Below are 17,982 nucleotides of genomic sequence, written 5' to 3'. Positions count from 1 at the left end.
ACGTCGGGTTCCGCGCCCGCCGGTAACCCGCCTTGTCGGGCTTAGCGATTAGCTTTCAAGATGGCCTCCGACGATCTACGGTTGTTCTTCGACTGCCGTTGCGGTCGTTGTTGGCATGACGTGTCAGTGGCGTTCGCGGCGGAACCCCGTGCTAGCGGGGGGAAGCTAGCCACTGGACTTTTGAACGCTCGGTAGGTGAAGGGACGCTATGGACGCGGCGACGACGAGAGCTGGCCTCAGCGACTTGAAGTTTCGTTTGGTGCGGGAGTCCTTCGCGGATGCGGTCTCGTGGGTGGCGAAGAATCTGCCGACCCGGCCGGCGGTGCCGGTGCTTTCGGGAGTGCTGTTATCCGGCACCGACGAAGGGCTGACGATCTCCGGGTTCGACTACGAGGTTTCCGCCGAAGCGCAGGTTGCAGCCGAAATAGCTTCTCCCGGAAGCGTTTTGGTATCGGGCCGGTTGTTGTCCGACATCACCCGGGCGTTGCCCAACAAGCCCGTCGACTTCTACGTCGACGGTAATCGGGTCGCGCTGAACTGCGGCAGCGCCAGATTCTCGCTCCCGACCATGGCGGTCGAGGATTATCCGACGCTGCCGGCGCTACCGGAGGAGACCGGGTCGCTGCCCGCCGATCTCTTCGCTGAAGCCATCAGCCAGGTGGCCGTCGCCGCCGGCCGGGACGACACATTGCCGATGTTGACCGGGATTCGGGTCGAGATCTCCGGTAACACGGTGGTTTTGGCGGCCACCGATCGGTTCCGGCTGGCGGTGCGCGAGCTGACCTGGTCGGCATCGTCGCCCGACATCGAAGCGGCGGTCTTGGTACCCGCGAAAACGTTGGCCGAGGCCGCCAGGGCGGGCGCCGACGGTTCCGAGGTTCGGTTGTCGCTGGGCGCCGGCAGCGGCGTGGGCAAGGACGGGCTGCTCGGGATCAGCGGCAACGGGAAACGGAGCACGACGCGCCTTCTGGATGCGGAGTTCCCGAAGTTTCGGCAACTCTTGCCGGCCGAGCACACGGCGGTGGCCACCATCAACGTGGCCGAGCTGACGGAGGCGATCAAGTTGGTGGCGTTGGTGGCCGATCGCGGTGCACAGGTGCGGATGGAATTCTCCGAGGGCTCGCTGCGGTTGTCCGCGGGTGCCGACGACGTCGGCCGGGCCGAGGAAGACCTTGCCGTCGATTTCGTCGGCGAGCCGTTGACGATCGCGTTCAACCCGACGTATCTGACCGACGGGCTTGCGGCGGTCCATTCGGAGCGGGTGTCGTTCGGTTTCACCACCCCGGGCAAACCGGCGCTGCTGCGGCCGGCGTCCGGTGACGACAGTTCGCCCAGCGGGAACGGCCCCTTCGCGGCCCTGCCGACGGATTACGTCTACCTGTTGATGCCAGTTCGGTTGCCCGGATAGGTGTACGTCCGGCATTTGGGACTGCGCGATTTTCGGTCCTGGGCGCACGCCGACCTCGAATTGGAGCCGGGCCGGACGGTGTTCGTCGGTTCCAACGGGTTCGGTAAAACGAATCTCATTGAGGCACTCTGGTTTTCGACGACCTTGGGATCCCATCGGGTAGGCACGGACACACCACTGATCCGGACGGGGGCCGACCGGGCTGTGGTCTCGACAATCGTGGTGAACGAGGGCAGGGAATGTGCGATCGATCTGGAGATCGCCGCGGGGCGAGCGAACAAGGCCCGGTTGAACCGGTCACCGGTGCGCAGCACGCGTGAGGTGATCGGTGTTTTGCGCGCCGTACTTTTCGCTCCGGAAGACTTGGCGTTGGTGCGCGGGGATCCCGCGGAACGGCGCCGGTATCTCGATGACTTGGCCGCGGTGCGGCGGCCCGCGGTGGCCGCGGTGCGTACCGATTACGAGAAAGTTCTGCGGCAACGCACCGCCCTGTTGAAATCCGCCTCCGGGATACGGCATCGCGGTGACAGAAGCGCCCTGGACACCCTCGATGTGTGGGACAGCCGGTTGGCCGAATACGGGGCCGAGTTGATGGCGGCGCGCATCGACCTGGTCAACCAGTTGGCACCCGAGGTGGAGAAGGCCTATCAGCTGCTGGCACCGGCGTCCCGGCCGGCGTCGATCGCCTACCGGACCAGTCTGGGCGCGCCGGCGGAGGTAGACGAGGGCGCCAATTCTCGCGAATTTCTTGAGGCCGCGATGCTGTCCGCGCTGGCCGAACGCCGCGACGCCGAACTGGAACGCGGTATGTGCCTGGTGGGCCCGCATCGTGACGATCTTGAACTGTGGTTGGGTGAGCAACCCGCGAAAGGCTTTGCCAGCCATGGGGAATCATGGTCATTCGCGGTGGCGTTGCGGCTGGCGTCGTACGAGCTCTTGCGGGCCGACGGGAGTGAACCCGTGTTGTTGTTGGATGACGTGTTCGCCGAACTCGACGCCGCGCGGCGGCAGGCGTTGGCGACGGTCGCAGAGTCGGCGGAACAGGTTTTGGTCACCGCGGCGGTGGCAGAAGACATCCCGGCGGGCTGGTCCGCCAGGCAGGTGGACATCGAATTGCGGGATGACGACCTGGGGCGCGTCTCGGCGGTGCGGTCATGACGGGCGACGAACAACAATCAGCCGGGGCGGCGGACCCGGCTTTGGCGCGTGGGATGGACCTGGTCCGGCGCACGCTCGAGGAGGCGCGCGCGGCGGCGCGCGCCCAGGGAAAGGACGCGGGCCGTGGGCGGTCGATGCCATCGGCCACCCGCCGGGTGGCGGGCCAGCGGCGCAGCTGGTCGGGCCCGGGGCCCGACGTCCGTGATCCCCAGCCGCTGGGCAGGCTGGCGCGTGACTTGGCCAAGAAGCGCGGTTGGTCGGCGCAGGTCGCCGAAGGCACGGTGCTGGGCAACTGGTCCACGGTGGTGGGGGCGCAGATCGCCGACCATGCGACACCGACCGCGTTGAGCGACGGTGTGCTGAGCGTGGCGGCCGAATCGACGGCGTGGGCCACCCAGTTGCGGATGATCCAGGCACAACTGCTGGCGAAGATCGCCGCGGCGGTCGGCAACGGCGTGGTGACGTCGCTCAAGATCACCGGGCCGGCCGCGCCGTCGTGGCGCAAGGGTCCGCGTCATATCCCCGGCCGAGGCCCCCGCGACACTTACGGGTAGGTCGTCGACCGGCACCAACGATCCCCAGACCGGCCTTTATCAACAGGCCGCTCAAAGCCGCTAGGACGACATGAACCGCCTGGACGCACGTCGGGACGCGGCGGGAATAGAGAAATTGCCCGCACGGCGCAGTTAGCTGGGTAGAAACGCGCCCGGAGAATCGGTACGGACGGCCCATCACGGTAGACTGACGGAATGCGACTGACGCGGTGACTGGAACCGCCCGCATGAAACCCCAAGGAGAGCATTCCGACCGTGGCTGCCCAGAAGAAGAAGGCGCAAGACGAATACGGCGCTTCAGCGATCACCGTGCTCGAAGGGCTGGAAGCGGTCCGCAAACGCCCCGGCATGTACATCGGGTCCACCGGTGAGCGTGGTCTGCACCACCTCATCTGGGAGGTGGTCGACAACTCGGTGGATGAGGCGATGGCCGGCTACGCTACCCGGGTTGATGTGCGGCTCCTCGACGACGGCAGTGTGGAGGTCGCCGACGACGGGCGCGGCATTCCAGTGGCGATGCACGCCACCGGTGCCCCCACCGTCGACGTGGTGATGACCCAGCTGCACGCCGGCGGCAAGTTCGGCGGCGAGAACAGCGGCTACACCGTCAGCGGCGGGCTGCACGGGGTCGGGGTGTCGGTGGTCAACGCGCTCTCCACCCGCCTGGAAGTCAACATCAAGCGCGACGGGCACGAGTGGTTTCAGTATTACGACCGCGCCGTGCCCGGCACCCTCAAGCAGGGCGAGGCGACGAAGAAGACAGGGACCACCATCCGGTTCTGGGCCGATCCGGAGATCTTCGAAACCACCCAGTACGACTTCGAGACCGTGGCGCGGCGTCTGCAGGAAATGGCGTTCCTGAACAAGGGCCTCACGATCAACCTCACCGACGAACGAGTCGAGCAGGACGAGGTCGTCGATGAGGTGGTCAGCGACACCGCGGAGGCGCCCAAGTCCGCCGAGGAGAAGGCGGCGGAATCGACTGCGCCGCACAAGGTCAAGCACCGCACGTTCCACTACCCGGGTGGGCTGGTCGACTTCGTCAAGCACATCAACCGCACCAAGAGCCCGATCCAGCAGAGCGTGATCGACTTCGACGGAAAGGGCCCGGGCCACGAAGTCGAGATAGCCATGCAGTGGAACGGCGGCTACTCGGAGTCGGTGCACACCTTCGCGAACACCATCAACACGCACGAGGGCGGAACCCACGAAGAGGGGTTCCGCAGCGCGCTGACCTCGGTGGTGAACAAATACGCCAAAGACAAGAAGCTGCTCAAGGAGAAGGATCCCAACCTCACCGGCGACGACATCCGGGAAGGCCTGGCTGCGGTCATCTCGGTCAAGGTGGCCGAGCCGCAGTTCGAGGGCCAGACCAAGACAAAACTGGGCAACACCGAGGTCAAGTCGTTCGTGCAGAGGGTATGCAACGAACAGCTGACACACTGGTTCGAGGCCAACCCGTCTGAGGCGAAAACCGTTGTGAACAAGGCGGTGTCGTCCGCGCAGGCCCGGATTGCGGCGCGCAAGGCGCGCGAACTGGTGCGCCGCAAGAGCGCCACCGACTTAGGTGGGTTGCCCGGGAAGCTGGCCGACTGCCGCTCCACCGACCCGCGCAAGTCGGAACTGTATGTGGTGGAGGGTGATTCGGCCGGCGGCTCGGCGAAAAGCGGTCGCGATTCTATGTTTCAGGCGATCCTCCCGTTGCGCGGCAAGATCATCAACGTCGAGAAGGCCCGCATCGACCGGGTGCTGAAGAACACCGAAGTCCAGGCGATCATCACCGCGCTGGGTACCGGGATTCACGACGAGTTCGACCTCACCAAGCTGCGCTACCACAAGATCGTGCTGATGGCCGACGCCGACGTGGACGGCCAGCACATCTCGACGCTGCTGCTGACCCTGTTGTTCCGGTTCATGCGGCCATTGATCGAGAACGGACACGTGTTCTTGGCGCAGCCGCCGCTGTACAAGTTGAAGTGGCAGCGCACCGATCCGGAGTTCGCCTACTCCGACCGTGAGCGCGACGGCCTGCTCGAGGCGGGGCTCAAGTCGGGCAAGAAGATCAATAAAGAGGACGGCATTCAGCGCTACAAGGGTCTGGGCGAGATGGACGCCAAAGAGTTGTGGGAAACCACGATGGACCCGTCGGTGCGGGTGCTGCGTCAAGTCACGCTCGACGACGCCGCGGCCGCCGATGAGTTGTTCTCCATCCTGATGGGCGAAGACGTCGATGCCCGCCGCAGCTTTATCACTCGCAACGCCAAAGACGTTCGCTTCCTGGATGTCTGACCGACTCGTCGGGCACGCCAACCCACAAAGGGGACTAGATGACTGACACCACGCTGCCACCGGGCGACGAGGCCGGCGACCGCATCGAACCTGTTGACATCCAGCAGGAGATGCAGCGCAGCTACATCGACTATGCGATGAGCGTGATCGTCGGGCGCGCATTGCCCGAGGTCCGCGACGGCCTCAAACCGGTGCACCGCCGCGTGTTGTATGCGATGTACGACTCGGGCTTCCGCCCGGACCGCAGCCACGCCAAGTCGGCCCGCTCGGTCGCTGAGACGATGGGCAACTATCACCCTCACGGTGACGCGTCCATCTACGACACCTTGGTGCGCATGGCCCAGCCGTGGTCGCTGCGGTACCCCCTGGTCGACGGCCAGGGCAACTTCGGTTCCCCGGGCAACGACCCGCCGGCCGCGATGAGATACACCGAGGCGCGGCTGACCCCGCTGGCCATGGAGATGCTGCGTGAAATCGACGAGGAGACAGTCGATTTCATTCCAAACTATGACGGTCGGGTGCAGGAACCGACGGTGCTGCCCAGCCGGTTCCCCAACCTGTTGGCGAATGGCTCCGGCGGCATCGCGGTCGGCATGGCGACCAACATCCCACCGCACAACCTGCGCGAGTTGGCCGAAGCCGTCTACTGGTGCCTGGACAACCACGAGGCCGATGAAGAAGCCACCCTGGCCGCAGTCTGCGAGCGGGTCAAGGGCCCTGACTTCCCCACCCACGGTCTGATCGTCGGGTCGCAGGGCATCCACGATGCCTACACCACCGGTCGCGGATCGATCCGGATGCGCGGAGTCGTTGAGATAGAAGAAGATTCGCGGGGCCGCACCTCGATCGTCATCACCGAGTTGCCCTATCAGGTCAACCATGACAACTTCATCACCTCGATCGCCGAGCAGGTCCGCGACGGCCGGCTTACCGGCATCGCCAACATCGAGGACCAATCCAGCGATCGGGTCGGCCTGCGCATCGTCGTCGAAATCAAGCGCGACGCGGTGGCCAAGGTGGTGCTGAACAACCTCTACAAGCACACCCAGCTGCAGACCAGCTTCGGCGCGAATATGTTGTCGATCGTCGACGGGGTGCCGCGCACGCTGCGGCTCGACCAGATGATCCGCTACTACGTCGCGCACCAGCTCGACGTCATCGTCCGGCGCACCACCTACCGGCTGCGCAAGGCCAACGAACGCGCCCACATCCTGCGCGGCCTGGTCAAGGCGCTCGACGCGCTCGACGAAGTCATCGCCCTGATCCGGGCGTCGGAAACCGTCGATATCGCCCGGGCCGGGCTGATCGAGCTGCTCGATATCGACGAGATCCAGGCCCAGGCCATCCTCGATATGCAGCTGCGGCGGCTGGCGGCCCTGGAGCGCCAGCGCATCATCGACGACCTGGCCAAGATCGAAGCCGAGATCGCCGACCTGGAAGACATCCTGGCCAAGCCGGAACGGCAGCGCGCGATCGTTCACGACGAGCTCGCCGAGATCGTTGACAAGCACGGCGACGACCGTCGTACCCGGATCATCGCGGCCGACGGTGACGTCAACGACGAGGACCTGATCGCCCGCGAAGAGGTCGTCGTCACCATCACTGAGACCGGCTATGCCAAGCGAACCAAGTCCGACCTCTACCGCAGCCAGAAACGCGGCGGCAAGGGCGTGCAGGGCGCCGGCCTCAAGCAGGACGACATCGTGCGACACTTCTTCGTCAGCTCCACGCACGACTGGATCCTGTTCTTCACCACGCAGGGCCGGGTCTATCGCGCCAAGGCGTACGAACTGCCCGAGGCGTCCCGGACGGCGCGCGGCCAGCACGTCGCCAACCTTCTGGCCTTCCAGCCCGAGGAGCGCATCGCCCAGGTCATCCAGATCCGCGGCTACGAGGACGCCCCGTACCTGGTGCTGGCGACCCGCAACGGCCTGGTCAAGAAGACCAAGCTGACCGACTTCGACTCCAACCGGTCGGGCGGGATCGTGGCGATCAACCTGCGCGACAGCGACGAGCTCGTCGGCGCGGTGCTGTGCTCGTCGGATGACGACCTGCTGCTGGTGTCGGCCAACGGTCAATCGATCCGCTTCTCGGCCACCGATGAGGCACTGCGCCCGATGGGGCGCGCCACCTCCGGCGTACAGGGCATGCGGTTCAACACCGACGATTACCTGTTGTCGCTCAACGTGATTCGTGAAGGTACGTACCTTTTGGTGGCGACGTCGGGTGGCTACGCCAAGCGCACCGCGATCGAGGAGTACCCGGTGCAGGGGCGCGGCGGCAAGGGCGTGCTCACCGTGATGTATGACCGTCGGCGCGGCAAGCTGGTGGGCGCGCTGATCGTCGACGACGACAGCGAGCTCTACGCCATCACCTCCGGAGGCGGCGTGATTCGCACCGCCGCGCGCCAGGTCCGCAAGGCCGGACGACAGACCAAGGGCGTGCGGTTGATGAACCTGGGCGAGGACAACACGCTGCTGGCCATCGCGCGCAACGCCGAGGAAAACGCGGACGACGTCGTCGAGGAAGCGGAAGGCGACACAGAGTCCGACGGCTGATCGGTGACAATCCGGGCGGTCCGGGCCACAGCCGGGCAATTAGACTCGGCCCGACCAGACAAAATGCGACTGCCTTCGCCCGCGCGGCCCTGGTAGGAGATGTAAGGAGTCGGGGTGACCTCACCGAACGAGCCGGGCGCCCCCAAAAAGGGCGACGGCCTTAATGGGGATGGTTCGGCCGAGCGCGCCGGTATACACCGCGCGACCCCGCCGGCACAGGCCGGCCGGGCCGCGGACGCCGGTGATTCACCGCCGTGGCAGCAGCGTGGCGGGGCCCGGCCCCCGCAGGCACCCCAGCGCCAGAACGAGCCCCCCACCGAGGCGCGGCCGTCTGCACCGCCGACGGGAGTCGAGGCCCGGCTCAACCGGTTCATCTCCGGCACCGCGGCGCCGGGCGCCGGCGCGCCCCCACCGGGCAAGATCCCGCCTCACGACACCGACGCTCCCGCGGGCCGCGGCGACGGGCCGCCCGCGGAGGCCTACGCCAGCGAGTTGCCGGACCTTTCCGGCCCGACCCCGCGGGGCCCGCAGCGCAAGACGCCCCCCGACCGAACCGGCGAGCCGTCGGGCCAGCAGGGCCCTGGCCGTTCGTCGGCCCCCGAAAACCGCGAGGGGCGCGAAAGCCGCACCCAGGTGTCCCGGCGACCGCGCGGCCCGGTGCGCGCCAGCATGCAGATCCGCCGGATCGATCCGTGGAGCACGCTGAAGGTGTCCCTGCTGCTCTCGGTCGCCCTGTTCTTCGTCTGGATGATCGCCGTGGCGTTCCTGTACCTGGTGCTCGGGGGCATGGGTGTGTGGTCGAAGCTGAACAGCAACGTCGGTGACCTGTTGAACAACACCAGCGGCAGCAGCGGCGAACTGGTGTCCAGCGGCACCATCTTCGGCGGCGCCGTGCTGATCGGCTTGGTCAACATCGTGTTGCTGACCGCGATGGCCACGATCGGCGCCTTCGTCTACAACCTGACCACCGACTTGATCGGCGGCGTCGAAGTGACGTTGGCCGACCGCGACTAGCATTTTTGGGGGTGGGGCGGCGAGTGCGGTAATCTCGTCGCTCGGCCGTACGCGTGTACGGGCCTATAGCTCAGGCGGTTAGAGCGCTTCGCTGATAACGAAGAGGTCGGAGGTTCGAGTCCTCCTAGGCCCACAACCATGTGCCCGTCACGACGTTGCGTAAGACTCGCCCTGCCAATCACAGTGATCGCTGTGGTGGCGGCGGTGGCGCGGTACCGACGCGGGGTCGAGGTCTGGCACGTGGCGGTGGACGACACATCCGGTCAGCCACCCGATCACGTCGAGGGGCCTTAGCTCAGTTGGTAGAGCACCGCCTTTGCAAGGCGGGTGTCAGGGGTTCGATTCCCCTAGGCTCCACAAATCACGGGCGGGGCTGCACGTCGACGCTGGGGGGCCGAGACTGCGGCTCCTGGGGCTTCTCCCGCACCTGACGCCGCACAATGCTGAACGCGACGGCGCCGCCGGCGAGGACCGCGACCGCGACCCCGGCGAAGATCAACGGTCGTCTGGTCCGGCGCTGAGCGCGCCGCGCGTCCTGAAGCGCCTGCGGCAGCCCCGCCACCACCTCCTGTGCGGCCGCCAACTCCTGGGCCAGCGTCTCTTGCGCGGCCGCGAGTTCCTTCGCGAGGCGCCCGTCTTGGTATTTGCGACGAATCTGCGATGCGGTCGACTGCGCCGACTGGACACCCAGGCCGACGACGCCGCGTGTCACGTCCACCGGCCCCAGGGTCGAGTAGGTCAGCCCGCGGGTCAGTCGCTCCCGCGGGGTCAGCCGGGAATCCGCCTTCGCGCTCATCTGCCGCCTTTCTGTGCGTGCTGAACAGACTGCCAGCATAGGGACACCGGCGGAACCCTTCTGTGCGCGACGCGGTTTCGGTGGCGGCCCGGCTGGAGCGACACCGGGTGCAGGCGGGCCCGCGCGTAATGGCAGACTCTCATGCCGTGACCAACAGCCCCTTTCAGACCGCTACCGCCACGCTGCACACCAACCGCGGCGACATCAAAGTCGCCCTGTTCGGAAACCACGCGCCCAAGACCGTCGCGAACTTCGTCGGCCTGGCGCAGGGCACCAAGGAGTACTCGACCCAGAACGCATCGGGCGGGTCCTCCGGTCCGTTCTACGACGGCGCGGTCTTTCACCGGGTGATTCAGGGCTTCATGATCCAGGGCGGCGACCCGACCGGAACCGGCCGCGGCGGCCCCGGTTACAAGTTCGCCGACGAGTTCCACCCCGAACTGCAATTCGACAAGCCGTACCTGCTGGCGATGGCGAACGCGGGTCCGGGCACCAACGGCTCCCAGTTCTTCATCACCGTGGGCAAGACGCCCCACCTCAATCGCCGCCACACCATCTTCGGTGAAGTGACGGACCCGGAGTCGCAGCGCGTCGTCGAGGCGATCTCGACGACGGCCACCGACGCCAACGACCGCCCCACCGAACCGGTCGTCATCGAGTCGATCACGATCTCCTAGGCCCCGCCCTACGGCGGTCCGGTCAGCGCGGGTGAGGGCCCGCGTAACCGGCCGCCGTCAGTGCGTCGAGCACCTCCAGCGGATCCGTCCCCAGATCCCATCGGGAGAACAGCACCAGCCCGTCGTCGGCGTTCTCGACCTCGAGGAGCCGGACTTTGCGTCCGTAGCGGCGGAACTCGGTGATCCGGATGATCTTGATGTCGCTTGCCCGTAATACCTGCGTCCGGAACCATCCGCGGAGCACCAGGCCGTCGGCGGTAATTGCCAGCTTCGGCCGCGCGCGCCACGTCGCGCCCGCAAACAAGATCAGACCAGCCGCGGCAATCCCCGCCAAAACCCGCCCGGGCGGGTCTGTGACTACGGTCACACTCGCGATAGCCATCAAAACGCCGGCGACCCCGCAACCAGCGATTCCTGCCGCGTGCGGCTGCCATTGCGTTTGCTGCACGCGCTCCTCAGCCCCTCCTACCACGGGCGATGGAGTTATCCACAGACGCTATCAACAGTGGGGATAAATCACACGCGTGTGATTGGGTGGTCGGAATGTTGCTGGCGCAGTAACGGAGCAACTCAAAAATGAATTCATTCCGGCGCGTCTCGTGCTCAGTGCCACCGCATCGTCAGCAACAAACCGGTGATCATGAAAGCGAACGCGATGGCGTAGTTCCACGGCCCCAGTTGCGCCATCCAGTTAAGGGCGGTGGGCGCTTGGCTGCCGACGGCCGCTAACTGAAACACCATCAGCCAGACCAGGCCGATCAGCATGAGACCGACGAACAGGGCCACGAACCACACACTCGACGGCCCGACCTTCACCTTCACCGGCGTGCGACTGACCGAGCTGACGGTGAAGTCGTTCTTCTTGCGGACCTTGGACTTGGGCATGATTACCTCAACAAGACGGTGAGCGGGACGGGGTGCAACGATGAAGACCGCAGCTGCACGCACAGCTTGGCTACGAGACTAACCCACTCGGCGCGGTGACCAGGAAATTGGAGACCCGATGAGCGACGGACGGCGGTCACCGTGGCGCTTCGGCGTCCCGGTGGTGTGCCTGTTGGCCGGGCTGCTGCTGGCCGCCACCCACGGGGTGTCCGGCGGCGCCGAGATCCGCCGCAGCGACGCCCCCCGGTTGGTGGACCTGGTCCGCGAGGCCCAGTCGTCGGTGAACCATCTCAACGCCCAGCGCGACGAGCTGTCGGGCAAGATCGACGCCGCGCACGGACGGTCCTCGGATCGCGCGCTGGCGGCGATGCTGCGACGCTCGGCCGAGCTGGCAGTCGAGGCGGGCATGAATCCGGTGCACGGGCCGGGCCTGGTGGTCACCCTGGAGGACGCCCCACGCGACGCCAACGGCCGGTTCCCGCGCGATGCGTCCCCCGACGACCTGGTCGTGCACCAGCAGGACATCGAGGCCGTCCTCAATGCGATGTGGAGCGCCGGCGCCGAGGCGATCCAGATGCAGGACCAGCGCATCATCGCCACCTCGGTGCCGCGGTGCGTCGGCAACACCCTGCTGCTCAACGGGCGCACCTACAGTCCGCCCTACACGATCACCGCGATCGGCAACGCGGCCGCGATGCAAGCCGCTCTGGCCGCCGCTCCCCTGGTCGTCCTGTACCGCCAGTACGTGGTCCGGTTCGGGCTGGGCTACCGCGAAGAGGTCAAGCCCGACGTCCAGGTCGCCGGCCACACCGAGCCGGACCGGCTGCATTTCGCCCAGCCCATGGGAACCATCGGCTACTGAGTTCCGCGGACGGTAACCTGGGACGGTGCGGATCCTGGTCGTCGACAACTACGACAGCTTCGTGTTCAACCTGGTGCAGTACCTGGGCCAGCTGGGCGTCGAGGCCGAGGTGTGGCGCAACGACGATGCCAGGCTTTCCGACGAGTCCGCCGTCGCCAGGGGGTTCGACGGGGTGCTGCTCAGCCCCGGGCCGGGAACGCCGGAACGCGCGGGCGCTTCCATCGCTCTGGTGGGTGCGTGTGCCGCCGAGCGCACCCCGCTACTCGGGGTCTGCCTGGGACACCAAGCCATCGGCGTGGCCTTCGGCGCGACCGTGGACCGCGCACCCGAGCTGCTGCACGGCAAGACCAGCAGCGTGTTCCACACCAATGCCGGTGTGCTGCAAGGGCTTCCGGATCCATTCACGGCGACCCGCTATCACTCGCTGACCATACTGCCGGAGTCACTGCCCCCGGTGCTGGAGGTGACGGCGCGCACCCGCGGCGGCGTCATCATGGGCGTGCGGCACAGCGAGTTGCCCATTCACGGCGTGCAGTTCCACCCGGAGTCGATCCTGACCGAGGGCGGACACCGGATGCTGGCGAACTGGCTGGCGTACTGCGGCTGGGCCCGCAACGACACGCTGGTCCGCCGGCTCGAGAACGAGGTCCGCGCGGCCGTGCAGCCCTACTTCCCGGCCGACCCGGCCGCTACTGGCCGAACTTCAGCGTGATGATGCCGTCGCGGTTACACCCGGTGCCGGCCGGCGGGTTCTGATACACCACTCGGTGGGACTGGGAGCCACCCGCGTCCACGTCGGGGCCCTTGTCCAGCACCCCGGTCCAGCCCAGCGCCCGTAACCGCGGCTCGGCGTCCGTCCAGAACATGCCGCTCAGGTCGGGCATCGTGAACTGGTTGCCCTTGGACACCTGCAACTCGATCACCGAATCCACCGGAACCGTCTGGCCCTTGGGCGGGTTGGTGCCGATGACCTCACCCGCCGGGCGGGTGCTGTCGACCTGCGCCTGGGTGATCTCGGTGAAGCCGTAGACCGTGAGATTCTTCTGCGCGACGTCGACGGTCTGGCCCGCGACGTCGGGCACCTGTTTCGTCTCCGGGCCTGAGCCGACGATCACGGTGATCACGTTGGTGATCGCCGACGTCTGGTTGGCCGGAGGGTTGGTGCCGATCACCTTGCCGAGCAGCTCCGGGCTCGACGGGGAATTGGCCTGCTTGAACTTGCCGAACCCGGCCGCTTTGAGCTTGCTGACCGCGTCGGAGTAGCTCAGCGAGGAGACGTCGGGCACCTCGCGCTGTTCGGGACCGGTCGAAACGTTGAGGGTGATCTCGTCGCCCGCGCTCACAGACGCGTTGGCGCCCGGATCCGTGCTGATGACGTGGTCGGGCGGGATCGTCGAGTCGGGCTTTTGCAGCGTGCGCGTCTTGAAGCCGCGGTTCTGCAGCGCCGCGATGGCGTCGGCGGACACCTGGCCCCGCATGTCGGGCACCTGGACGTCGCGGGTGGTGCCGCCGAAGGTGTTGAAGGCGATGACGACGACGATCGTCAGCACCGCCAGCGCCGCGACGGCGACGATCCAGCGACCGACCGAGCCGCCGTTGCGGTCCTCGATGCGACGGAGGGGTTGCCGCGGGAGCGGATCGGTGCGGGGGCCGGGCAGGTTTCCGCCCGCGGCGAGCAGAGAGGAGCGGTCGGCGTCGGTGAGCACCTTGGGCGCTTCGGGGGTTTCGCCGTTGTGCACCCGCACCAGGTCGGCGCGCATCTCGGCGGCCGTCTGGTAGCGGTTGTCCGGATTCTTGGCCAGCGCCTTGAGCACGACCGCGTCGAGGTCGGCGGAGATGCCCTCGTGCCGCCGCGACGGTGGAATCGGGTCCTCGCGCACGTGCTGGTACGCGACCGCGACCGGGGAGTCACCGGTGAAAGGCGGCTCGCCCGTGAGGATTTCGTAGAGCACGCAACCCAGCGAATAGACGTCGGAGCGGGCGTCGACGGTGTCGCCGCGGGCCTGCTCGGGCGACAGGTACTGGGCCGTCCCGATCACCGCCGCCGTCTGCGTGACGCTGTTGCCGCTGTCGGCGATCGCGCGGGCGATGCCGAAGTCCATCACCTTGACCGCATTGGTGTTGCTGATCATGATGTTCGCCGGCTTGACGTCGCGGTGGATGATGCCGTTCTGGTGGCTGAAGTTCAGCGCCTGGCACGCGTCGGCGATGATCTCGATGGCCCGCCGCGGGGGCAGCGGGCCGTCGGTGTGCACGATGTCGCGCAGGGTGACGCCGTCGACGTACTCCATGACGATGTAGGGCAGCGGACCCGTCGGGGTTTCCGCCTCGCCGGTGTCGTACACCGCCACGATCGACGGGTGATTGAGCGCCGCGGCGTTCTGCGCCTCGCGGCGGAACCGCAGATAGAAGCTGGGATCACGGGCCAGGTCGGCGCGGAGCACTTTGACCGCGACATCGCGGTGGAGCCGGACGTCGCGGGCCAGGTGAACCTCGGACATACCCCCGAATCCGAGGATTTCGCCCAGTTCATAACGGTCAGACAGGTGCTGAGGGGTGGTCATCGTGTTATCTCGTGTCGGGCCGGTGAGACGCTGGGCTTCGGTCGTTCACCCCACCCGCGCTCGGCCGGCCCTCGTTGCAGTCCAGGATTACCTATCGCCGCGCGATCCGTCCAATTGAGCCGCAGCGCGGGGCCCGGCGCGGAACCGCTCGGGGTCTTGCTCGCCGGCGGTGCCGGCGGCCCGCCGGTGTCGGTGACCGTCGGGGGCGGCGGCTGCTGCTGGGTGTCCGCGCGGGAATTGATGACGATGAGCACCGCGATGATGATCGCCAGCGCTCCCAGCACCCCGGCGGCCCACAGCAACGCGCGCTGACCCGAGGAGAAGGTGCGCCGCGCCGGTGGTGGGCGGTGACCGCCGGTGGCCGGCCGGGATCGGCGTGGGGCCGGGGCCCGAGTGCTGGTGACGGCGGCCGCCCTGGTCGTCGGGCTGGACGGGATGGCCGCCGGCGACGCGCGCCCGGGGGGCGGCGACTGGCTGGGGCGCGGCGGGCGCCGGCCGGCCCGCACGGCCGCCACGGCGTCGGCGAAGGGGCCGCCGCTGCGGTAGCGCATCGCCGGATTCTTGACCAGCGTGATCTCGATGAGCTCCCGCACGTTGGGCGGCAGTTCGGCGGGCAGCGGGGGCGGCGGCTCCTTGATGTGCTTCATCGCCACCGTCAGGGCGCCGTCACCGGTGAAGGGCCGCTTGCCCGACACGACCTCGTAGCCGACGACACCCAGCGAGTACACGTCGCTGGCGGGGGTCGCGTCGTGCCCGAGGGCCTGTTCGGGGGCGATGTACTGTGCGGTGCCCATGACCATTCCGGTCTGGGTGACCGGCGCGGCGTCGACGGCCTTGGCGATACCGAAGTCGGTGATCTTGACCTGGCCGGTCGGGGTGATCAGGATGTTGCCCGGTTTGACGTCGCGGTGCACCAAGCCGGCGGCGTGCGCGACCTGCAGGGCCCGGCCGGTCTGCTCGAGCATGTCCAGTGCGTGCCGCAGCGACAGCCGGCCGGTGCGCTTGAGCACCGAGTTCAGCGGCTCGCCATTGACCAGCTCCATCACCAGGTAGGCGGTGCGGCCCTCCCCGTCCAGCTGGCTCTCGCCATAGTCGTGGACCTGGGCGATGCCGGGGTGGTTCAGCATGGCGGTGGTGCGCGCCTCGGCGCGGAACCGCTCGATGAATTCCGGGTCCTGGGAGAACTCCTGCTTGAGCACCTTGACCGCGACGCGCCGGCCGAGCCGGCTGTCCACGGCCTCCCAGACTTGGCCCATGCCACCGGTGGCGATCAGGCGCTGCAGGCGGTATCTGCCAGACAGCGTCACACCAACTCGCGGGCTCATGGTCCTCCCTGTAGCGCGGCTTGGATCACAGCCCGTCCGATCGGCGCGGCGAGTGCACCTCCCGTCGCGGACAGGCGGTCGCCGCCATTCTCCACCAACACTGCCACGGCGACTTTGGGCGTCTGCGCGGGCGCGAAGGCGATGTACCACGCGTGCGGCGGTGTGTTTCGCGGATCGGTGCCATGCTCTGCGGTACCGGTCTTGGATGCGATCTGCACGCCGGGAATGGCCCCTTTCTGCTGCGCGACCTTCTCGGCGCCGACCATCAGCTCTGTTAGCTTAGCGGCGACCTGGGATGACACCGCGCGGCGCTGCTGATAGGGAACGGTCGTGCTGATGTTCGCCAGGTCGGGGCCCTTGAGGCTGTCGATCAGGTAGGGCTGCATCGTGATGCCGTCGTTCGCGATGGTCGCGGCGATCTGAGCGTTCTCCAGCGGTGTCAGCGCGACGTCCTTTTGGCCGATGCTGGACATGCCCAGCGCGGCCGCGTCCGGGATGATCCCGACCGTCGACTCGGCGACCTGCAGCGGGATCACGCTCGGTGTCGTGTCCAGACCGAACGAGCGCGCCATACTGCGCAGCGCATCCGACCCGGTGTGGATGCCGAGCTGGACGAACGCCGTGTTGCACGAGAAGGCGAACGCCTGCTTGAGCGACACCGTGAGCTCATTGCCACAGGGCTGGCCGCCGTAGTTCTCCAGCGTCGCGGTGCTGTCCGGAAGCTGGATGGACGCCGCCGCGGTCAGTTGCTCGGCATCGGTCGCACCGGCCTCCAGGGCCGCCGCGGTGGTGACCACCTTGAAAGTGGAGCCGGGCGGGTAGGTCTCCGAGATGGCGCGGTTGGTCAGGGGGTTGTCGGGGTCGTCGCGCAGCCGCTGCCACGCCTGCGCCTGCACCTGAGGATCGTGCGACGCGAGCAGATTGGGGTCATACGACGGCGATGACACCATGGCCAAGATCTTGCCGGTGGACGGCTCGAGGGCGACGACGGCGCCCTTGCACGGCGGCCCGCCACAGCCCTGCTGCATCGCATCCCACCCGGCCTGCTGGACCCGCGGCCGGATGGTGGTGTCGACGTTGCCGCCGCGGGGATCGCGGCCGGTGAAGAAGTCGGCCAGCCGGCGCCCGAACAGCCGCTCGTCCGACCCGTTCAGCAGCGGGTCCTCGGCACGCTCCAAGCCGGTGCTGGAATAGCGCAGGGAGTAGAAGCCGGTGAGCGGCGCGTAGACAGCGGGATTGGGATAGACCCGCAGAAAGCGGAACCGGCTGTCGGTGGCCACCGAGTAGGCCAGCAGTTGGCCACCGGCGACGATCTGGCCGCGCTGCCGCGAATACTCGTCCAGCAGGACCCGCTGATTGCGCGGGTCGGCCCGCAGCGAGTCGGCGGCGAACACCTGCGTCATGGTGGCGTTGAGCAGCAACAGCACGATCAACGCCATGACCGTGAGCGAGATGCGGCGCAGCGAGGTGTTCATACCTTCTCGATCACCTCGGTCTTGGCCGCCGCGATCGGGGCGTCCTTGCGGTCACGGCCGCGCAGGGGGTGCCGCGCGCTGTTGGAGATGCGAGCGAGGATGGCCAGCAGTATGTAGTTGGCGAGCAGTGACGATCCGCCGTACGACATCCACGGCGTGGTGAGCCCGGTCAGCGGGATGAGTTGCGTGACGCCGCCGACGACGATGAACAACTGGATGGCCAGGGTGGACGCCAGACCCGCGGCCAGCAGCTTGCCGAAGCTGTCCCGCGTCGCGATCGCGGTGCGCATGCCGCGGATGATGACGATGGTGTACAGCATCAAGATGCTGGCGAACCCGACCAGCCCCAGCTCTTCACCGAAGGCCGCGATGATGAAGTCGGTCGACGCGGCCGGAACGGTATCGGGTTGGCCGTTG

General features: G+C 67.4%; 16 protein-coding genes and 2 tRNA genes. 11 read left to right on the top strand and 7 right to left on the bottom strand.

Features of this window, described 5'->3' with window-relative positions:
• The first annotated feature begins 208 nt into the window (after window positions 1–208).
• The 8 genes from dnaN to A9X04_RS09185 all read left to right on the top strand — a co-directional run bounded on the left by dnaN (window position 209) and on the right by A9X04_RS09185 (window position 9,338).
• Window positions 209–1,408 (top strand): DNA polymerase III subunit beta, encoded by a 1,200-nt coding sequence (gene dnaN / locus A9X04_RS09220; RefSeq protein ID WP_067919578.1) that lies wholly within the window; start codon window positions 209–211, stop codon window positions 1,406–1,408.
• On the top strand, window positions 1,409–2,566 hold the full coding sequence (gene recF / locus A9X04_RS09215) for a DNA replication/repair protein RecF (RefSeq protein ID WP_067919577.1): 1,158 nt from the start codon (window positions 1,409–1,411) through the stop codon (window positions 2,564–2,566). It abuts the gene before it with no gap.
• On the top strand, window positions 2,563–3,120 hold the full coding sequence (locus tag A9X04_RS09210; protein ID WP_067919576.1) for a DUF721 family protein: 558 nt from the start codon (window positions 2,563–2,565) through the stop codon (window positions 3,118–3,120). Before recF ends, A9X04_RS09210 begins: the two co-directional genes overlap by 4 nt.
• 255 nt (window positions 3,121–3,375) lie before the next feature.
• Entirely contained in the window at window positions 3,376–5,409 is a 2,034-nt protein-coding gene (gene gyrB / locus A9X04_RS09205) for a DNA topoisomerase (ATP-hydrolyzing) subunit B (RefSeq protein ID WP_067919574.1), read from the top strand.
• 38 nt (window positions 5,410–5,447) lie between these two features.
• Window positions 5,448–7,967 carry a DNA gyrase subunit A gene (gene gyrA, locus A9X04_RS09200; protein WP_067919573.1) on the top strand — a complete coding sequence of 840 codons (2,520 nt, stop codon included), beginning with the start codon at window positions 5,448–5,450 and terminating at the stop codon, window positions 7,965–7,967.
• 114 nt (window positions 7,968–8,081) lie between these two features.
• Window positions 8,082–8,981 (top strand): DUF3566 domain-containing protein, encoded by a 900-nt coding sequence (locus A9X04_RS09195; RefSeq protein WP_067919571.1) that lies wholly within the window; start codon window positions 8,082–8,084, stop codon window positions 8,979–8,981.
• Between the two features lie 59 nt (window positions 8,982–9,040).
• Window positions 9,041–9,114, top strand: a tRNA-Ile gene (locus A9X04_RS09190).
• 151 nt (window positions 9,115–9,265) lie between these two features.
• A tRNA-Ala gene (locus A9X04_RS09185) sits at window positions 9,266–9,338 on the top strand.
• Window positions 9,339–9,342: 4 nt separating this feature from the next.
• Here the strand turns inward: A9X04_RS09185 and cwsA are convergent.
• Window positions 9,343–9,777 (bottom strand): cell wall synthesis protein CwsA, encoded by a 435-nt coding sequence (cwsA, locus tag A9X04_RS09180; protein WP_067919570.1) that lies wholly within the window; start codon window positions 9,775–9,777, stop codon window positions 9,343–9,345.
• Window positions 9,778–9,905: 128 nt separating this feature from the next.
• Between cwsA and A9X04_RS09175 the strand changes: the two genes are divergently transcribed.
• Window positions 9,906–10,454, top strand: coding sequence for a peptidylprolyl isomerase (locus tag A9X04_RS09175; protein ID WP_067919596.1), 549 nt, complete (start codon window positions 9,906–9,908; stop codon window positions 10,452–10,454).
• A 22-nt stretch (window positions 10,455–10,476) separates the two neighbouring features.
• On the opposite strand, the gene A9X04_RS09170 is transcribed toward A9X04_RS09175, so the two are convergent.
• Together A9X04_RS09170 and crgA are read right to left on the bottom strand one after the other, a co-directional pair.
• On the bottom strand, window positions 10,477–10,902 hold the full coding sequence (locus A9X04_RS09170; RefSeq protein ID WP_067919569.1) for a PH domain-containing protein: 426 nt from the start codon (window positions 10,900–10,902) through the stop codon (window positions 10,477–10,479).
• 155 nt (window positions 10,903–11,057) lie between these two features.
• The gene (crgA, locus tag A9X04_RS09165; protein ID WP_055404552.1) at window positions 11,058–11,339 is read right to left on the bottom strand and encodes a cell division protein CrgA; all 282 of its coding nucleotides are present in this window, start codon (window positions 11,337–11,339) and stop codon (window positions 11,058–11,060) included.
• Between the two features lie 118 nt (window positions 11,340–11,457).
• Here crgA and A9X04_RS09160 point away from each other — a divergent pair, with 118 nt between their 5' ends.
• Together A9X04_RS09160 and A9X04_RS09155 are read left to right on the top strand one after the other, a co-directional pair.
• Window positions 11,458–12,201: a DUF881 domain-containing protein gene (locus tag A9X04_RS09160; protein ID WP_067919568.1), complete on the top strand. Its 744-nt coding sequence runs from the start codon at window positions 11,458–11,460 to the stop codon at window positions 12,199–12,201.
• 25 nt (window positions 12,202–12,226) lie between these two features.
• The gene (locus A9X04_RS09155; RefSeq protein ID WP_067919566.1) at window positions 12,227–12,913 is read left to right on the top strand and encodes an aminodeoxychorismate/anthranilate synthase component II; all 687 of its coding nucleotides are present in this window, start codon (window positions 12,227–12,229) and stop codon (window positions 12,911–12,913) included.
• Here the strand turns inward: A9X04_RS09155 and pknB are convergent.
• The 4 genes from pknB to A9X04_RS09135 form a co-directional block, all read right to left on the bottom strand.
• Complete coding sequence (pknB, locus tag A9X04_RS09150; protein WP_067919565.1) at window positions 12,891–14,765, bottom strand: Stk1 family PASTA domain-containing Ser/Thr kinase; 1,875 nt, start codon at window positions 14,763–14,765, stop codon at window positions 12,891–12,893. The genes A9X04_RS09155 and pknB overlap by 23 nt on opposite strands.
• The gene (locus A9X04_RS09145) at window positions 14,762–16,090 is read right to left on the bottom strand and encodes a serine/threonine-protein kinase (protein WP_082974891.1); all 1,329 of its coding nucleotides are present in this window, start codon (window positions 16,088–16,090) and stop codon (window positions 14,762–14,764) included. The genes pknB and A9X04_RS09145 overlap by 4 nt, the downstream gene beginning before the upstream one ends.
• Window positions 16,087–17,565, bottom strand: coding sequence for a D,D-transpeptidase PbpA (gene pbpA / locus A9X04_RS09140; RefSeq protein WP_067919564.1), 1,479 nt, complete (start codon window positions 17,563–17,565; stop codon window positions 16,087–16,089). The genes A9X04_RS09145 and pbpA overlap by 4 nt, the downstream gene beginning before the upstream one ends.
• Window positions 17,562–17,982 (bottom strand): FtsW/RodA/SpoVE family cell cycle protein (locus tag A9X04_RS09135; protein WP_197509104.1); only part of this gene is annotated, 421 nt, incomplete at its 5' end. The genes A9X04_RS09135 and pbpA, both read right to left, overlap by 4 nt.

Source organism: Mycobacterium sp. E3247 (assembly GCF_001667785.1).
GTDB lineage: Bacteria > Actinomycetota > Actinomycetes > Mycobacteriales > Mycobacteriaceae > Mycobacterium.
This window is presented reverse-complemented; position numbering and strand designations above follow the sequence as displayed.